A 17,238-nucleotide genomic window follows, 5' to 3' on the forward strand; every position below is an offset into this window, starting at 1 on the left:
GATCGTCAGAACGTCTTGATAGTTTGAAAATCGAGGCCGGCGGCCTCGGCCAGATAGATCGGCATCCGGGCGCTGCCGGCGCGCAGGCTGACGTCGCCGCGCGCGCCCTGGTAGACAATATTGGTGGCGGCCTTCAGTAACGGTTTGACGCCGAGCGATCCGGCTTGCGCCGCCGCGGCCTCGAGAAATCTGAGCCCCTCATAATTCGACTCCGCGACCGATCCCGGCGGCGGCGCCCATGATCCATAGGCGGCTTGATACTGCGACCGGAAGACATCGTTTTCCCGGGATTCGCGACCGATGAAGTAACCGGAGGCGCAATACAGATTCTCGCTGTTGTCGGCGCCAATCCCCAGCAGCACGGTTTCGTCCATCGCACCGGCCAGGCGAAGCATCTTGGATGCCAGGCCGCATTGCGCGAAGGCGCGATTGAACAGAATACTGTCGGTGCCGATCAGCGAGATCAGCACCACATCCGGCTTGGCCGCGCGAATTCGCGCGATGTGGGCGTCGTGGCTTTGCTCGCCGATCGGGACGAATTCTTCGCCGACCACGCGCCCGCCGGCGTCGGCGATGTATTTCTTGACGGCCTTGTGCGACAGCCACGGCCAGACGTAGTCGCTGCCGATCAGATACCAGCGCGACGCCCGCTTGGCATTGGCGAGCCACTCGATCGCGGGGCGGGACTGGTTTCGCGGCGTCTCGCCGATCGCCATGACGCCGGGCGTCCGCTCGCCGCCTTCGTAGACCGGGGTGTAGACATAGGGAACGCGGCCCGCCAGCACCTTGCGCAGCGCCACCCGGATGGCGCTGATATGCGAGCCCATCACGATATCGATGTCGTCGGCGGCAACCAGATCCGCCGCGGCCTGAACCACATCGTCGATCTCGCCGCCCGCATCAGGAAACACGATTTCCAACTCGCGCCCGAGGATTCCGCCGCGCCGGTTGATTTCCGACGCCGCCAGCAGCGTGCTGTTGACGCTGGCGGGCGCCCAGATTCCCGACGGCCCCGAAAAGGCGAGAAGGTTGGCGATCCGGATCTTGCTGCGATCGCGGCGCGGGCCGAAACCGTCGGCCCAGGAGGGCTTGCCCGATGAGCCCAGCGCCAGCAGATCGGGCACGCCATCAAGCAAAGCACGAGGCATCGGCAAAAATCCACCGGCCTCTGCGATACGCGTGGATGAGAGCACGCCCTCTCCTTTCGGATTCCCCGTGGCGAACCCGACGCGCGGGACCGGCCGCGGCAGCGTCGCCTAAGACGAATATCCTAGTGGAAAATATTGAATGTTCAACAATTGCGGTGCATATAGAACTGGCAAAGCAGCCAAATATTCACCCGCTCCCCATCACCGAAAAGTCCGACCCGTGGCCAAATCGCCGGCGCCCAGCCAACCTATCACCGAGCATCTCGCTTACCTGCTGGCGCAGGCCAACCGGGAAATCCATCGCCAACTCGACGCGCGGTTACGCAAGGAAGGCGTGCCGGTCGAGCAATGGCGGATTCTCAAGGTCCTCTCCGATGGCAAGGGCCATTCGATGGGCGACCTCGCCGAAGCCGTTTTGCTCAATCACCCGACCCTGACCAAGATGATCGACCGGATGGTCTCCGACTCGCTGGTCTACCGCGTCCAGGACGCCGAGGATCGACGCAAGGTCTTGATGTTCAGTTCGGATCGCGGCAAGGCGCTGGCCCAGCGCCTCAGCTCGGTGGCACTCAGCCAGGAAGCCCATATCGCCGAGAATTACGGGAACAAGGCCACCGCGGAGCTCAAGCGGTTGCTGGAAAGCCTGATCGAAAAGGCCAATTAGGCGGCCGGCGGATTGCGCTGGCCAAAATTGGTCAGGCGACACGCGGCTCCTCGCGCACGACCCTGCCGGCGCCGCGAGCAAGAGGCAGGGCCGGCAATGTCCGGGGGCCGTCGAGGCATCCATTCGACGCGACGACAAACCCTCTATCCTTGAAATGACTGCCATTTTGACCCGCGCGGGGCGACGGCGGTCACCGTCAGGCTGAGCCGGCGTAGCGTCCCGTCATTGCGCGGCAGCCGATCGGCGTGGCGCACCTCAATAAGACCCCATTTGTCGCCTTGATCTCGCCGCGCCCGCCGGACAGCCGATCCGGGCTCAATCGAATGGACGAAGTGATCGTGATGTGCAATTGCCTCACGCCTGACATGACCGCCGCCTTTGGCCGGCAAGGACAGAGTTCATAAAATGGAGCATTCCATCAGCACCCCGAGCGTCGCGGCGCGGATCGCGCCGGCGCGCCCATCGATGTCATTGTGGCTGGCCGTACTCATACTACCGCTGTTGTTGCTCGCGCCGGCGCTGTGGAACGGCTATCCGCTGCTGCAATTCGACACCGGCGGCTATCTGGCGCGGTGGTATGAGGGCTATCTGGTCCCCAGCCGCTCGACGGTGTTCGGCCTCTATCTGCACTTCGGACAAGCCAGCTATTTCTGGGCCAATCTCGTGCTGCAGGCGATCGCGACGCTGTGGATCCTGCAGCTGACGCTGCGGGTGTTCGGCCTCGCCCGGCCGTTCCGGCTGGTTCTGATCGGCCTTATTCTGATCGCCACCACGGCGCTGCCCTGGCTCGCCAGCATGTTGCTGACCGACATCTTCGCCGGGCTGTCGGTGCTGTCGCTATTTGTTCTCATCACCCAGGGCAGCAAGACCTCGACGGCGGAGAAATGGCTGCTATTCGGCTTCACCTCATTCGCCGCCGCCACCCACAGCGCCACGTTGGGCGTCCTGTTCGGTCTGTGCTGCGCGGCTTGGCTGCTGCGTCCATTTCTCGGGCCGCGGCTGTCCTTCGCCGGCCTGATCGCCGGCAGCCTGACCATCGTGACCGGCGCCGCGATGCTGCTGGTGGCCAATTTCGCGCTGTCCGGGCAATGGGCCTGGACCCCGGGGGGCGCCGGCGTGACATTCGGCCGGATGATGCAGGACGGCATCGTGGCGCAATATCTGCGCGACAATTGCCCACGGCTGCAGCTGAAATTGTGCCCCTATCGCGAGCAGCTGCCCGCCACCGCCGATGATTTCCTGTGGGGCGCCGACAGCATCTTCGACAAGCTCGGCCGCTTCGAGGGCATGGACGAGGAAATGGGCTACATCGCCGAGCACGCGCTCAAAGCCTATCCGCTGTGGCAGGCCAAGGCCGCCGCCGTCGCCACCGCGCAGCAATTGGTCGATGTCGCCACCGGCGAAGGCACCACCGGCTGGATCCCGCACACTTATGGCATCATCGAACGCTATCTGCCGGGCCAGGTCGCGACCATGCGCGCGGCGCACCAGCAGAAATGGGAGATCAATTTCCCGGCGGTGAACTGGGTCCATGTCCCGGTCGCGCTGGGGTCGATGCTGCTGCTGGTCGGCCTGCTCGGCCGCGGGCTGTGGCAGCGCCGGCTCGACGATGTGACGCTGCTGGCCGGCACCGCCGCGCTGGCCTTGCTCGGCAATGCGATGATCTGCGGGGTGATCTCCGGGCCGCACGACCGCTATGGCGCCCGCATGGTGTGGATCGCGACCTTCGTGGTGCTAATCGCGGCGACGAAAATCTTCGTCGACCGCGACGCTGCGGCCGCCGATCCGGCCGACTGAGCGCGGCGGCCCGTCGCGCGGGTCGGTCAGACTTTGCGATGGGTGAATTGCAGCGCGATCAGCGTGCCGACGACCGTGCCGGCGCTGGCTGCCGCAACGACGAACACCGTGGACCACACCGAAAAATACAGCGCCACCGCGGCGAAGGTCTTCTGGGCGCTGTTGCCGAACAGCAGAAACGACGCCACGCAGCCGATCAGCAGCACGGCAGCGATGCCGATTCTGACCCATAGCGCCTCGCGCGGTGCGCGCGACGCCAAGAACCACGATCCGAACGCGGAAATCGCGGCAAGGCAGATCCACAGAATGATCAATCGGACGGCCATGGCTACAGATTGATCCAAAATGTGCCGGCGTCCAATTCGACCAACGGCGAAATCGCCTCGGATCGGCGAGACCGCGTGGCGTGGGACCCGCTCAATGCAGCTGCGGCGCCTTGAGGAATTTGGCCCGGTCGGACGAATGCAGCACCACGTCGAAGGTCGCGCCGCCGCTGAGCAGCGTCAGCGGCACTTCGACCCCCGCCGGCCCCAATGCCCAGATCTTGCGATAGGTATCCGCCGCGCCCCGCACCGGCTCGCCATTCACCGCCAGGATGACGTCGCCGGTCTTGAGCTCGGCGCGCGCCGCCGGCCCCTTCGGGGCGATTCCGACCACCACGATGTTGTCGTCGATTTCCGACGAATACATCCCGAGCCAGGGGCGAGCCGGTCTATTGACCCGGCCGAATCTGCGCAGATCCTCGAGCACCGGCTTCAGCAGATCGATCGGCACCATCATATTGAGTTGCTCGTTGTTGCCGCCGCGTTCGCGCTCGATCTGCAGCGAGCCGATCCCGATCAGCTCCCCGCGGGCCGAGATCAACCCGGTGCCGCCCCAATTCGGGTGCGACGGCTGGGTGAAAATCGCGTCATCCAGCAGATACTCCCAATAGCCGGCGAATTCCTGCCGCGCGGCGACCCGAGCCGCGACCGAGCGGGCGCGGCCGCCGATGCCGCCGACCACGACCCGGTCGCCGACCGTGACGGCGCTGGACGCCCCCAGCGGCAACACCGGCAGATCGAGCGGGGCGAAGGCCTGCACCAGCCCGAAACCGCTGTCCTGGTCGAAGCCCAGCGCATGGCCTTCGACCACCCGGCCCTCCCCCACATGCAGCCAGACCTTCTCGGCTTCGGTGATCAAATAGCCGATTGTCAGCACCAGGCCGTCATCGATCAAAACGCCGTTGCCGGCGCGTTCGACGCCGAGCGTATTGGCGGTAAAGCCATCCGAGGGGATGATCGCATGCAATCCGACCACCGCCGACAGCGCGCGGTCGAGATCGAACTCATAGTCCGCCGCACGCGGCCTCACCGCCGTCGGCACGTTCCATTCGGGCAAGGAAGGCATGGACTTCTCCTGTTCGACCCGAAACATCACGGCGGAGCGGGGTAAACCGGCCCATCGGTCGGCGCCGACATTGCGCCGATCGCCGAAGCTCGACCAACGTTAACGAATTATGGAGGCTCGGCCGAGATTTGCAAGCCGCCGACATGCCGCGGGGCAAATCCGACGCCGCCTCGGCGATAAAGTCGGCGTTAATCTCGTTTCCCTAAACTGCCGCCCAGCCAGGTCGAACGCGTCGGCATCGATGGCACATGGCGCGCGACCGGATCGATTGCTGCGGACGCCCCAACAACGTCGCCGCACCATGCGACTGACAGATGGGTCCCGTTGGGCGATGCAAGGTTGAACCGATGACCGACTTTGCCGCAGCACCCCGGCCGGCGCTCCCGACGACGGCGATCCCCGGACTGAAGACATTGCAGCTCGGCTTGCTGTGGCTCGTCGGCGCCAGCGGCGCGATCGTGTTCATCGAGCCAAGCCCCTATGAATTCGCCATCGTGCTGTCGATGATCGTGTTCTTCGCCAGCGGGTTGCGGATGGCGCCGCCTCTGCTGGTGCCGATCGCGCTGCTGATCGGCATCGGCATCGGCTATTCGATCGGCGCCGTGGATCTGCTGGATGATTCCGAGATCCTGACCTGGCTGCTGACCTCCTGGTACATGGCGACCACCGCCGTCTTCTTTTCGATGGTCTGCCTGGAAGACACCGCCGACCGCGTCGAGGCCATCGCGCGCGGCTATCTGGTCGGCGGGATCATCGCCGCGCTGGCCGGCATCGCCGGCTACTTCAACCTCGTTCCGGGCGGCCAGGACCTGCTCACCTTTGCCGGCCGCGCCCGCGGCACCTTCAAAGATCCCAACGTGCTCGGCGCCTTCCTGGTGTTTCCCGCGCTTTACGCCTTGCAGCGGGTGGTCGAGGGATCGTTCTGGAGCGCGCTGCGCAACGCATTGGCGTTGGGGATCATCAGCCTGGCGATCTTTCTGGCGTTTTCCCGCGCCGCCTGGGGCACTTTCGCCGGCGCGTCGCTGCTGATGCTGGCGCTGATGTTCATCACCGCGACGACGCAGCACAAGCGCCTGCGCATCGTCATCCTTGCCACTGCGGCCATCGTCCTGGTCGCCCTGGCGGTCGTCGTCCTGCTGTCATTCGACAACCAGGTCTCGTCCCTGTTCAAGGAACGCGCCAGCTTTCACCAGCCCTATGACAGCGGCCGGTTCGGCCGGTTCGGACGGCATATTCTCGGCGCCGCGATGGCGCTCGACTATCCGACCGGGATCGGCCCGCTGCAATTCCGCACCTTCTTCCCGGAAGACACCCACAATTCCTTCCTGAATGCCTTCATGTCCGGCGGCTGGATCAGCGGCATCCTCTATCCCGCCTTGGTGTTCACCACCGCGATCTACGGCGTTCGCCACATGTTCATGCGCACGCCGTGGCAACGCAGCTACATCGCCATCGTCTCGACGCTGATCGTCACGCTGCTGGAAAGCTTCATCATCGACACCGACCATTGGCGTCATTATTTCATGCTGATCGGATTGACCTGGGGCCTCGCGGTGGCAAGCAGCGTGTATCACAACAGGCGGCTCGCCCTCCTCATCGACCCAGCCGACCACGCGCCGCGATAAACGCGCGCAGGACCGCGTCGGCAAATTATGCGGAAACCAACGGGTCCCGTGGCGACATCCAGCAATCGCCGCACGCGCCTTCCGATAAAAGCCTCCTCGCAGGCGATCACCCCGACTTTCTCCATTCAACGACACCGATCGCTAATCTGTCGCGTGTAAGTTGACGGCATGGCTCTCGCGCCATCGCCGATGCCCGTGATCGCAACGCGATCTGAATGCGATCGAACGCAGCGCGGCGCGCGAGCGGATTAACTATAGAAAAAGGTTAAGACCGAAGAGACTCGTAGCTGCTCCCTGGACTGATACGATTGACGCCTACGAGACTCTATCCCACGGCACCATTCCGGAGCGTTCGCTGTTCTCATGCCCCCCACCTCCGTCGCAGTAGTAGCCGGACAAGAGATCAATGTTCGCAACTTCGACGATCTGCAACGCGCGGTGATGGATCGCGTTAACCAAAAAGCCGGGTTCACGCTGGCGACGCTCAACCTTGATCATCTGGTCAAGCAGCGGCGCGACAAGGCCTTTCTTGCCGCCTATCGCCGAATGACCTTCGTCACGGCCGACGGCATGCCGATCGTGATGCTCGGCCGGAAAACGGAACCCGCGCTGGAGCGCGTCGCCGGCGCCGACATCGTGCTGCCGCTGTGCGCGGCGGCCGAACGCGCCGGCGCCGGCATCTTCCTGTTCGGTTCGGACAATGACACGCTGGGCTGCGCCGCGCAGCGATTGCAGGCGATGTTTCCCAAGCTGATCATCAGCGGCACCGAAGCGCCGCCGCAGGGTTTCGACTACGCTTCACAAGCAGCGCTGGAATCCGCCGGCCGCATCGCGGCCTCGGGAGCGCGGCTTTGCTTTGTCTGTCTCGGTGCACCCAAGCAGGAGATGTTCTCCGACCGCATGGCGGCGATCTATCCGGGCGTGGGATTTCTCTGCGTCGGCGCCGCGCTCGACTTCGTCGCCGATACCCAGACCCGGGCGCCGCCCGTGATGCAGCGGCTCGGCCTGGAATGGAGCTGGCGCTTGATCAGCCATCCGCGCCGGATGGCCTGGCGCTACGCGTTGTGCGCCGCGTTGTTCCTGCAATTGCTGTTGGGCCAACGCCTGACCGGCTGGCCGGTGTTTCCCGAGCACGATGCCTAGGCACGATTCCGCGTGTCATCCACGCGGCGACCGCGCGGTAACTCGGATTTAAATCGAAGACGTTATGGCTTCGAGCGATCGGCATTCGTGCAGCGAAAGTATCCATGAACGAGCCCCTCGGCATTGCCATCATCGGTTGCGGCTATGTCGCGGATTCCTATCGCTACGGCTTGCCGTTTCATGGCGAGCGGCTGCGCCTGGTCGGGGTGTTCGACCGCGATCCGCAACGTCTGGCCGCCTTCGTCGCCTGTTGGGGCGACACGCCTTACGCCTCGCTGCAACAGGCGCTGGACGATCCCGCGGTCCGGATCGTCGTCAACCTGACCTGCCCGGAGAGCCATGCCAACGTCACCCGCGCGGCGATCGCGGCGGGCAAGAACGTCTATTCCGAAAAACCGCTGGCGCTGACCATGGCGCAGGCCACCGAACTACGCGACGCAGCCCGCGCCGCCGGCGTGCGACTGTCCTCCGCGCCGTGCAATGTTCTGGGCGAAAGCGCGCAGACTGCCTTGTCGGCGGTTCGTGCCGGGCGGATCGGCAAAATTCGGCTGGCCTATGCCGAACTCGACGACGGCATGATCCATCGCGCCAATTATCACGGCTGGCTCAGCAAGAGCGGCCGCGCCTGGCCGGCGCGCGGCGAATTCGAGACCGGCTGCACCTTCGAGCACGCCGGCTACGCGCTGACGATCCTGGGCGCGATGTTCGGCCCGGTCCGTCGGGTCTCCGCCTTCGCGTCGGTGCAGATCCCCGACAAGCACACCACGCCGCCGCTGGACTCCGCGACGCCGGATTTTTCCGTCGGCCTGCTCGAATATGACAACGGCGTGGTGGCGCGGCTGACCAATTCGATCGTCGCCCCCTATGACCACCGGATGCGGATCGTCGGCGACGACGGTCACCTCGAGATCAGCGAATTGTGGGACTATGCCAGCCCCGTGGTGCTGCGCCGCGCCGCACAAGGCCGGGTCGCGCGGCTGATCGAACGCAAGCTGCCATGGCTCGCCGGACGACGGCTCGGCCTGGTGCGGCCGCCGCTGTTTCCCGGCGGCCGGGGCCGCCCCACCATGGATTTTCTACGCGGCGTCGAAGAATTGGCCGAGGTCGTGACCAGTGGCCGCGACAGCCGGCTCGATGAGGATTTCGCCGTCCACATCACCGAGGTCACCGAGATGCTGCAATATCCCGGACGCTTCGCATCCCCGGCGATCGTGCAATCGACATTCTCACCGATCGCCAAGATGGACTGGGCGCCATGACCGACGCACCCCGCCCGACCGGCCACGATGCCGCCAGCATCATGACCTGCTCGTTTCGCGGCGATTTCGAGATCTGCGCGCTGCTATGCGAAAGTGTCGACCGTTTCGTGCCGGATATTGTGCAGCATCTGCTCTATGTGCCGGCCTCGGATCTGGCGCTGTTCGCGCCGCTGGCGAGCGCGCGACGAAGGATCATCGCCGAGGAAACCCTGCTGCCGGCCTGGTTTTGGAAAATTCCGATGCCGCCGGCGCGATGGCGTCGGCTGCTGTCGCTGCCCCGGCGCAACATCTACCTCACCCCGTTCAGCCTGCCGGTGCGCGGATGGATCGCGCAGCAGATCATGAAGATCGCCGGCGCGGCGCAGTCGCCCACCGAAATCATCTTGCACGTCGATAGCGACGCGGAATTCGTGCGGCCATTCTCGGTGGACGATTTGTATCAGGCCGGCGCCGGGGTTCGGCTGTTTCGGCGACCGCATGTCGATGCCGGCGGCCATCGGTCCTGGCATCTGTCGGCGAGCCAATTGATGGGCTTGCCCCCGGATGAATTCCACGATGGCGACTACATCGATTCCCTGGTAGTGTGGCGACGATCCGTGGTGCGGCAGATGATCGAACGCATCGCGCAGATCGGCGGCCGCGATTGGCGCATCCAGCTGGCACGCACCCAGCACTTCTCGGAATATCTGCTGTATGGCGTGTTCGCCGAGCGGGTGCTGGGACTGGCCGAGGCCGGGCTGGCGGTCGCACCGATGTCGCTATGTCACACCCGCTGGAGCGACGCCTTCGCCGACGCGGAAGATGAAACTAATTTCATCACCTCGCTCGATCCGCGCATGATCGCCAGCTGTGTGCAATCGACGATCGCGTTGTCGCTGCCGCAGCGCCGCGCCCTGCACGAACGCATGGTCGCCTTCGCGGCATCGCAGGATCCCGCGTCGGGCGCCGGCGCGGCCATCGCCGATCGGCGCTGACGACGCCCCTCATGGCCGGGCTTGTCCCGGCCATCCACGCCTTTGATCCAGCACGGCTTTCAAGACCTGGATGCCCGGCACAAGGCCACGCATGACGAAGGAGAGGCCTTGCCCTTTGGTATCAGCTCTCGTCGCGGCGATAGAGCGGATAGATCCCGCCGAACGACAATTTGCCCAAAATGCCGGCCCAGCGATAGAAGTAATCGGCAAAGCCCTTGCGCCCGCTGATCGCCGCGCGCGGCGCTTGCGCCAGCAGCAGCAGGCCCTGCGCCAGCGCCTTCAGCCGCAGGATCCAGCGCGTGCGCTGCCGGTTGTCGCTGTTGCGCGCGATCGCCGCCGCATAGGCCTGGCCGCCGGCATAGAACCGCCGGCGCAGATAGCGGCCTTCGCATCGCGCGGCCGGAACATATTCACGCACAATCGCGCCGGGCAGCCAGCCGAAGCTGCGGCCACGCCGCTGCAGCCGGCAGAACAGCTCGTAGTCCTCGCCGCCGCCGACGCCGAACGACGCGTCGAACGGAACGTCGTCGGTCAATGTGGTGGCGCGGCGAAAGATCGAGTTGCAGGTGGCAAGCGAGATGCTGGCGTTCTTGTCGGGACCGAAGGCGTAGAGCTCGTGCCCGTCGGCGCGATCGAGCTCGCGCGCAAACAGCTGCCTGACGGCACCGCTCGGCAGATCCGGATTTTCGAAATTTGCAATGACCCGGCCGAACAGAACGTCATGCCGGGTCGCTCGCAATGCTTGTGCGACGGCTTCAAACCAGCCGGACTCACACAATTCGTCATCATCGATGAAGGCCACGAAGGCTTCGTCCGTCGCGCCGATCCCGACATTGCGGGCCACCGATATATTGGCCGGATGCGCCGCGAGCCAGCGCATCGGCAGCGCGCTCGCCGCCGCGGCCGCGGCCACCACATCGGCGGCCGAGCCGTCGTCGCTGTTGTCGACGATATAGACCGACGGCCGCAGATCCTGCGGCACCGTCTGCCGGCTCAGACTATCGAGCGTCTGGCGCAGCAGCTGCGGCCGGTGATAGGTGCAGATAATGACCGCCAGGCCGATCGGATCGTGCCGGCGCGCGCTGTTTGGGTCTTCGATGCTGACGGGCTGCATGTCATCCGCCCGCGGCTGATGGCATGCCGGACGCGGCCGGCTGGCGCGGCATTGCCGTGCAAGCGCGCTGCGCCTGCGATCGCTGGGTCGGGTCGCCGCCGGGGCGGAAATTATTAACGATAATCATAGTCCTCCGCGCAAGCCGCGTGTCTTGGCGATCGCCGCACACCAGTTGAACCTATTATCGAGGCAAATCGTTTTCATCATATGATTGTCCCGCCGAATTCTTCGGCGCGACATCGGCGGTCCGGCCGCCGATATTGTTCACCGGAGTGCCGCATGGACGTGGTTTGCGTCGTGATCCCCACGCTCAATCGCCCCGCGCCGCTGCGCCGCGCGATCGAGAGCCTAGGCCGGCAGGTCGGACTCGACGAGATCGGCGTGGAGATCATCGTCGTCGACAATTCGGCCGACGGCAACGCGCAGGCCCCGGTCGCCGAGATCGCGGCGCGGATCGGCTTGCCGCTTCGCTATCTGCACGAGCCGCGGCCGGGCGTGTCCAGCGCGCGCAATGCCGGCGTGCGCGCCGCGCAGGGGCGCTGGGTGGCGTTCCTCGATGACGACGAGGAAGCCGACGACAACTGGCTGTCCGGACTCGTGGAGACGGCGCGCCGGACTGGCGCGGATGCGGTGTTCGGCCCGGTGAACGCCAGGAGCGAGGGCAGCGCCGGGATCGAGGAATTTTCCCGCTATTTTTCCCGACAGATGGAATGTGCCGACGGCGCCGACATCACCAGCCGCGCCGCCTATCTGGGCACCAACAATTCGATGTTCGACCGGCTGCGCTGCCTGAACGACGCCGCCCCCTTCGAACTGTCGCTGAACAGTATCGGCGGCGAGGACAGCCTGTTGCTGAAGCGGCTGACATTGTCCGGCCGGCGGCTGTTCTGGGCTGCCAATGCCGGCGTGATCGAATGGGTGCCGCAGAGCCGGCTGAACTGGGGCTATATCCGCAAGCGCAAATTCCTCAGCGGCCAGATCCGGGTGTTCGTGCTCGGCATGCTGCGGCCGGCGCATTGGCTGGAGATGCTGGGCTGGATGGCGGTCGGCGTGGCGCAGATCGGGCTCGGCGGCCTCGCGATGCTGGCCTTGTCGCCATTCGGCGAGCGGTCGCGCGCGCGCGCCTCGGTGGTGTTCTCCGCAGGCCTCGGCAAGGTGCTGTGGATGCCGCGCTTCCGCCCGGCGCTCTATGGATCCGGATTGGTCTCTTGAGATGTTGACCGCAAAAGCGATCAGCAGGAATCAAGCCGTCAAGCCCATCATTGCGAGGAGCTGTTGCGACGAAGCAATCCAGTCTGTGCTTGCCGCCCCTGGATTGCTTCGCGTTCGGACGGCGCTACGCGCCGTCCTCGGCTCGCAATGACGAAATCATCTCTGATGTATTGGTTTCTCTTTTGGTCCGACTCTGACGCTCATCGCAGACGGATCGGGCAGGCGTTGGGCGCCCCTCCAACTCAGCGCTGCCTTCGCCGCACGATCAGCGGCGCGACAGCGTGCGGCGCAGCCCGTCCTGCAGTCCGATCCCGGCCTTGAATCCCATCGCGGCCTCGGCTTTGTCGGTCGCGTAATCCGCGCGCAAGGCGAACAGCCGCAATTCGGATGGCGTCGGCGCCAGCGCCGCGCAATGCGCCCCCGGCAGTCCGGCCTTGCGCCAGACCTTGGCGGCCATCGCCACGGCCATCCGCAATGCCAGCTCGACCTGCGATAAGTCGCGCAAGGCGGGTTGAGCGTCCGCCGCGGCCAGCGCGCGAAAATATGCGTTCCAGCTTGGCGTCTCGGGTCCGACCGCGTTGACAATCGTTACGCCCGGCAAATTCTGCGAATCCTGCGCGAGCCGCGCGCAAGCCTGGGCGGTGATCGCCGCGACATCATCGATATGGATCAGCGCCGCCATCCCCTCCCCCGACGACCCGAACGTCCCCCAGGCGCCGCAGCGAATCCGCGCGATCATCTTGTCGACCCACAGCTGGCTGTGGGCGCCATAGACGATTCCGGGCCGCAATATCACCGCGCGCCTGGTCTGTGGCTGCTCGGCGACCCATTGCCGGATCGACTCTTCGCATTGCCGCTTGGCCAAGCCATAGCTGCCGGGGTCACCGTGAGGCGGCGTGTCTTCGCCGACATGGCCGGCGGCGCTGCCGTAGACCGCGATCGAGCTGAAATACACCAGGTTGGCGGTGCCGGCGGCCGACATCGCGGCGAGCAGCCTGCGGCACTGGTCGGGCATCGCCGCGATCGACCGATAGGCGGTGTGAACGACGATGTCGGTGCCGGCGACCGCGGCGCGTAGCTGATCGGGATTGTCGAGATCGCAGGGGTAACTTTGCACTTGCGCCGTGGCCGCGGCCGCCGGCTTGACCTGCCGGACACCGGCGCGAAGGCGCGCGCCGTCGCGGGCTAACGGCTCGAGCAGGCTCGAGCCGATGAAGCCGGTGGCGCCGGTGACGAGAATGTCGATGTTGCGCGCATCGGACATGCGAACGGCTTCAACTGTGGCTGGCACGGCGCGCCGGCCACACCGCGATCATCCGGGCCAGATCGTCGCGCGCGAAGACGAACAGCAGCACCGTGTAGGTCGCCATGCCGAACACCACCAGCATCGCCAGCGTCAGCGAGCGATCCAGGATCGGGGGCGCGATGCCCAAAATGCCGACCAGCACTCCCATGACGATGGCCAGGCCCCAGGCCGGCGCCAGCGCATGGAAGCGAGCGCTGCGCGACCATCCAAAATTGCGCGGCGATACGCAGATCGCGATCGCGGCCTGCAACACGTCGCCGGCGATCCGCGACAGGCCGACGCTGATCGGGCCGAGGCTGACGGTGGACACCAGCACCAACAACGTGCCGGCAAATGCCACGCAATTGGCCACCAGGCTGAATTCGGGCCGCGCAGTCGCCGAAAATGCCGAATAGATCAGCCGCGACGGCATCATGATGGCGCTGCCGATGCCGAGGCAAACCGCGATCTTCACCGATTCATCCCAGCCCGGGCCGGACACCAGCGGCAGCAAGGTCGGCATCACCGCGGCCATGCCGATGAAGATCGGCACGATCGCCAATGAGGCGAGCGAGACCAATTCCGACACGCGACGCAGCAGCCGCGAGCGGTCCTTCTGAACCGCGGCGAACCAGGAGAATGCCAGATTGTGGCTTGTGGCGCCGATCGCGCCGCGAACCGGCTCGATCAGTCGCATCGCGACATTGACGTAACCAAGCGTGGCCAGACCATAGAATGCGCCAACCAGATAGTTGAAAGCCACATAGGTCATGCTGTCGATCACCCGATCGAGCAGCGTCAGCGTGCCATAGCGGCCCATGCCGGCCAGGTTCTTCAGCGACAGCTGCGGCAGAATGAAAATTCTGATGCGCCATTGCAGCACCACCGCGCGGATGATGACCACCAGCAGCCGCTGCGCGATCAAGGCCCATAGGCCGAAGCCGGTCATCGCCATCACCACCGATATCGGAATGCCGATCAGGTGGCCGAACAGCGTCGCCGCCGACACGTCATTAAAGCGCCGCAGCCGCCGCGCCAGCCCCGTCATCACGTCGGAATGCCCCGAAAAGAACACCGAGCACATCGCGACCGGCAACAGGGTGGCGATCTCGGGTTCGCCGTAGAGATGCGCAAGCAGATAGCCGGCCGGAACCGCCGCGACGACCAGGACCAGTCCGATCAGCCAGCTTCCGGTCAGCGCCGCGCGCAAATGCACGCGACGCAGCACGCTGCGCTGCGCCAGCGCTTCCTCGAACGGCGCGCCGACGATGACCGAACCCAGCGCAACCACGGTGAGCACCAATGCGGCCAGGCCGAAATCGCGGGGCGTGAGCAATCGCGAGCAGATCGCCGTGCTCACCGTCAGCAGCGCAAGACGGCCGACAGTGTCCATCCCGGCCCAACCGAGCCATCCTAGAACACGGGTGCGCAAGTCCTGTTTCCCTTCGATGCAAGAGGCTCGGAACCATCACGGCTCCTGCAAAGACGGTTGCAAAACAACAGAATGCCGAGCAGCCAGCAATGTTTAACAAAGATTAACGCTAACCAGCCCTCACGATCCTGTCGCGGGGCATCGGCTTTGCAGCGCCGTCCGATGCCACGTCGCCGGCTGCGGCGACGGTTGTTCGCAACACCTTGTCGGCCGGCACGCCGAGCCAGTCGACAAGCTCGGCATGGCTCGGCTCCGCCGGATCGTCGGCCGCCGCCACCAGCACGATGCGATCGGCAGCACCGGCCAGCTTGCCGGCCTGGTCACGGCTTGCGATCACCGGGCCATCGAAGACCAGAAAATCGAAATCCTCGGCCACGCCCGACGTGTCGATCGGGTCGCCGCGCAGCGCCAGACGCAGGCAGATATCCTGCTCGTTCTTCAGGATCGGCGCGACGCTCAGCGTTTGCGAGCCGGCCTCGACCCGATAGACCGGTCGCAAAATCCCGGCGAGCTTGACCAGGCGGACCGGCGCGTCGCTGGGTATGACTGCGGCCAAGGCCGGGCTGGCAGTGTCGGCCTCGACCAGCAGCGCGCGGCGGCCGTGGCTGGCGGCCATCCAGGCCAGATCGGCGGCGACCTCCAACTTGCCGCGGCCCGGTCGACCGGAACTGACCAGCACCGAGATCGGCTTCTTCCGGTTGCGAAGGCCGGCCAGGCCGGACGGCAAGATGGCTTTGTAAAGCGCCATGATGGCGGCGCCCCTGTCGGATTCCGAGTGGCCGCGAATCTCCTGCGGCTCAGCCGCCGGGCTCTGTTCGTTGGGGCGATGATCCTGCGCCGGCGTCCGGCCGTCGGTGTCGCCGCCGCTGCGCCCGTTTTGAAAGATCGCCAGCAGAACGACCGCCGCGATCGACAGCACCGCGCCGACCAGGCCGCCGAACACGCCCCACAACAGCAATTTCTTGAGACCGCGCTGCGCCGTGGGGGCGCGTGCCGGCGACACGATGCGCACGCTGGTGGCGTCGATCTGGCTGAATTCGCTGGTCTCGCGCGCCTTGGTCTCGAACGATTCGAGGATCTTGCGATTGCCCTCGACGTCGGCCTGCAGCGTTCGCAGCCCGACCTCGGCCTGCCGCGCCTTGGACAGGTCGGCCGACAGCGCCGAGACCTTGCGCGACAGATAGGCGACTTCCGCCTGGGTCTGTTCGAGCTGCGATTGCGCCGCCTTGCGGACGCCGCCGAGCACCGTGTTGATGCTCTTGTCGATTTCCTTCAGCCGGTTGCGCGCGTTCATCAAGGCCGGATGCTGCTCGCCGAGCGCCCCGGATAATTGCTCCGCCTCGCTGCGGGCGGCGGCCTGGTTGTTCAACAGCAAGGCCAGGCTGCGCGACTCCGGATCGGTCCCCAATTCGCCGATCGCGCTCATTTGCGGCTTCGATGACGCAAGCTCGTTGACCTTGCCGCGCAGCTTGGCTTCCCGGCTCTCCGCCAGAGTGAGCGCCGTGGTGGTCTCGCTGAGCCGCTGTTCGATCACCAGCTTGTCGCGAACGCCGACCAGCCCATTCTTCACCCGGAACGCCTCGACCTTGTCCTCGGCCTCGCGCAGATTCTGCCGCAGGCTCTGCAGCCGGCCGGTCAATTCGGTGGTGACCCGCGTCATCGACGCATTGCGGTCGATCTGGTCCTCCGCGATATAGGCTTTGACCACGGCATTGGCGAGATCGGCCGCGCGTTGCGGCGAATCGGCCTCTGCGGTGACATCGACGATGAAGCTGCGTTCGGCGCGCTCCACCTTGATCGCCCGCTGCAGCTTGATCAGCGCCTTGGTCTCGGCCGTTTCGCCGGACGCCGCGTCTGTGCCGCCCGTGGCCGGGGATCGCTCGCCGCGCAACACCCGCAACAGCACCCGCTCCGACTTGATGACGCCCATCTGGCTTTCGACGAAATTGATCGCCGTATTGGCGTCGATCTGACCGGTATCATTCGAGAAGATGCGAAGGCCGCGCGGGTCTATCAGCACCTGCACCGTCGCCTTGTAACTGGCGGGGATCAGCAGCCGCGCGGCTAATCCAGCCAACACCGACAGCAAGGTGACGACGATGATCAGCCTGGAAAAGCGCTTCACCTGAGCGATCGCAACCGCTAAGGCCGCCGCCCAAGGATCCTCCCCGGAGAGGCTTGCCCGATCGGCCGTTG

The 17,238-nt window shown here is 65.4% G+C and carries 14 protein-coding genes; 7 read left to right on the forward strand and 7 right to left on the reverse strand.

Annotation, left to right across the window (positions count from 1 at the left end):
- Positions 1–5: 5 nt before the first annotated feature.
- Positions 6–1,148, reverse strand: coding sequence for a substrate-binding domain-containing protein (locus RBJ75_RS16800; protein ID WP_080901285.1), 1,143 nt, complete (start codon positions 1,146–1,148; stop codon positions 6–8).
- Between the two features lie 220 nt (positions 1,149–1,368).
- On the opposite strand from RBJ75_RS16800, the gene RBJ75_RS16805 reads away from it, so the two are divergent.
- Complete coding sequence (locus RBJ75_RS16805; protein WP_044418848.1) at positions 1,369–1,812, forward strand: MarR family winged helix-turn-helix transcriptional regulator; 444 nt, start codon at positions 1,369–1,371, stop codon at positions 1,810–1,812.
- Positions 1,813–2,217: 405 nt separating this feature from the next.
- Complete coding sequence (locus RBJ75_RS16810) at positions 2,218–3,609, forward strand: hypothetical protein (protein WP_044418846.1); 1,392 nt, start codon at positions 2,218–2,220, stop codon at positions 3,607–3,609.
- Between the two features lie 26 nt (positions 3,610–3,635).
- Here the strand turns inward: RBJ75_RS16810 and RBJ75_RS16815 are convergent, their stop codons facing one another.
- Both RBJ75_RS16815 and RBJ75_RS16820 read right to left on the reverse strand, forming a co-directional pair.
- Positions 3,636–3,935: a hypothetical protein gene (locus RBJ75_RS16815; protein ID WP_044418844.1), complete on the reverse strand. Its 300-nt coding sequence runs from the start codon at positions 3,933–3,935 to the stop codon at positions 3,636–3,638.
- Positions 3,936–4,026: 91 nt separating this feature from the next.
- A complete protein-coding gene (locus RBJ75_RS16820) occupies positions 4,027–4,998 on the reverse strand; it encodes a S1C family serine protease (protein WP_317528507.1) in 972 nt (323 codons plus the stop codon).
- 347 nt (positions 4,999–5,345) lie between these two features.
- Here RBJ75_RS16820 and RBJ75_RS16825 point away from each other — a divergent pair, with 347 nt between their 5' ends.
- The 4 genes from RBJ75_RS16825 to RBJ75_RS16840 all read left to right on the forward strand — a co-directional run bounded on the left by RBJ75_RS16825 (position 5,346) and on the right by RBJ75_RS16840 (position 9,999).
- Entirely contained in the window at positions 5,346–6,623 is a 1,278-nt protein-coding gene (locus RBJ75_RS16825; RefSeq protein ID WP_044411260.1) for an O-antigen ligase family protein, read from the forward strand.
- 363 nt (positions 6,624–6,986) lie between these two features.
- Positions 6,987–7,766 (forward strand): WecB/TagA/CpsF family glycosyltransferase, encoded by a 780-nt coding sequence (locus tag RBJ75_RS16830; protein ID WP_044411257.1) that lies wholly within the window; start codon positions 6,987–6,989, stop codon positions 7,764–7,766.
- A gap of 104 nt (positions 7,767–7,870) precedes the next feature.
- Positions 7,871–9,025, forward strand: coding sequence for a Gfo/Idh/MocA family protein (locus tag RBJ75_RS16835; RefSeq protein ID WP_052628926.1), 1,155 nt, complete (start codon positions 7,871–7,873; stop codon positions 9,023–9,025).
- Entirely contained in the window at positions 9,022–9,999 is a 978-nt protein-coding gene (locus RBJ75_RS16840) for a DUF6492 family protein (protein WP_044411251.1), read from the forward strand. Before RBJ75_RS16835 ends, RBJ75_RS16840 begins: the two co-directional genes overlap by 4 nt.
- A gap of 121 nt (positions 10,000–10,120) precedes the next feature.
- On the opposite strand, the gene RBJ75_RS16845 is transcribed toward RBJ75_RS16840, so the two are convergent.
- Positions 10,121–11,113 (reverse strand): glycosyltransferase family 2 protein, encoded by a 993-nt coding sequence (locus RBJ75_RS16845; RefSeq protein ID WP_044405680.1) that lies wholly within the window; start codon positions 11,111–11,113, stop codon positions 10,121–10,123.
- Positions 11,114–11,392: 279 nt separating this feature from the next.
- On the opposite strand from RBJ75_RS16845, the gene RBJ75_RS16850 reads away from it, so the two are divergent.
- A complete protein-coding gene (locus RBJ75_RS16850) occupies positions 11,393–12,325 on the forward strand; it encodes a glycosyltransferase family 2 protein (protein ID WP_044405677.1) in 933 nt (310 codons plus the stop codon).
- Between the two features lie 265 nt (positions 12,326–12,590).
- On the opposite strand, the gene RBJ75_RS16855 is transcribed toward RBJ75_RS16850, so the two are convergent.
- From RBJ75_RS16855 to RBJ75_RS16865, 3 genes are all read right to left on the reverse strand, one after another.
- Complete coding sequence (locus tag RBJ75_RS16855; protein ID WP_044405675.1) at positions 12,591–13,589, reverse strand: NAD-dependent epimerase/dehydratase family protein; 999 nt, start codon at positions 13,587–13,589, stop codon at positions 12,591–12,593.
- 10 nt (positions 13,590–13,599) lie between these two features.
- Positions 13,600–15,003, reverse strand: coding sequence for an oligosaccharide flippase family protein (locus RBJ75_RS16860; protein ID WP_044405673.1), 1,404 nt, complete (start codon positions 15,001–15,003; stop codon positions 13,600–13,602).
- A 148-nt stretch (positions 15,004–15,151) separates the two neighbouring features.
- A complete protein-coding gene (locus tag RBJ75_RS16865; protein WP_044405671.1) occupies positions 15,152–17,167 on the reverse strand; it encodes a GumC family protein in 2,016 nt (671 codons plus the stop codon).
- Between the last annotated feature and the right edge of the window lie 71 nt (positions 17,168–17,238).

This window comes from Rhodopseudomonas sp. BAL398 (assembly GCF_033001325.1).
In the GTDB taxonomy this organism is placed as follows: domain Bacteria; phylum Pseudomonadota; class Alphaproteobacteria; order Rhizobiales; family Xanthobacteraceae; genus JARJEH01.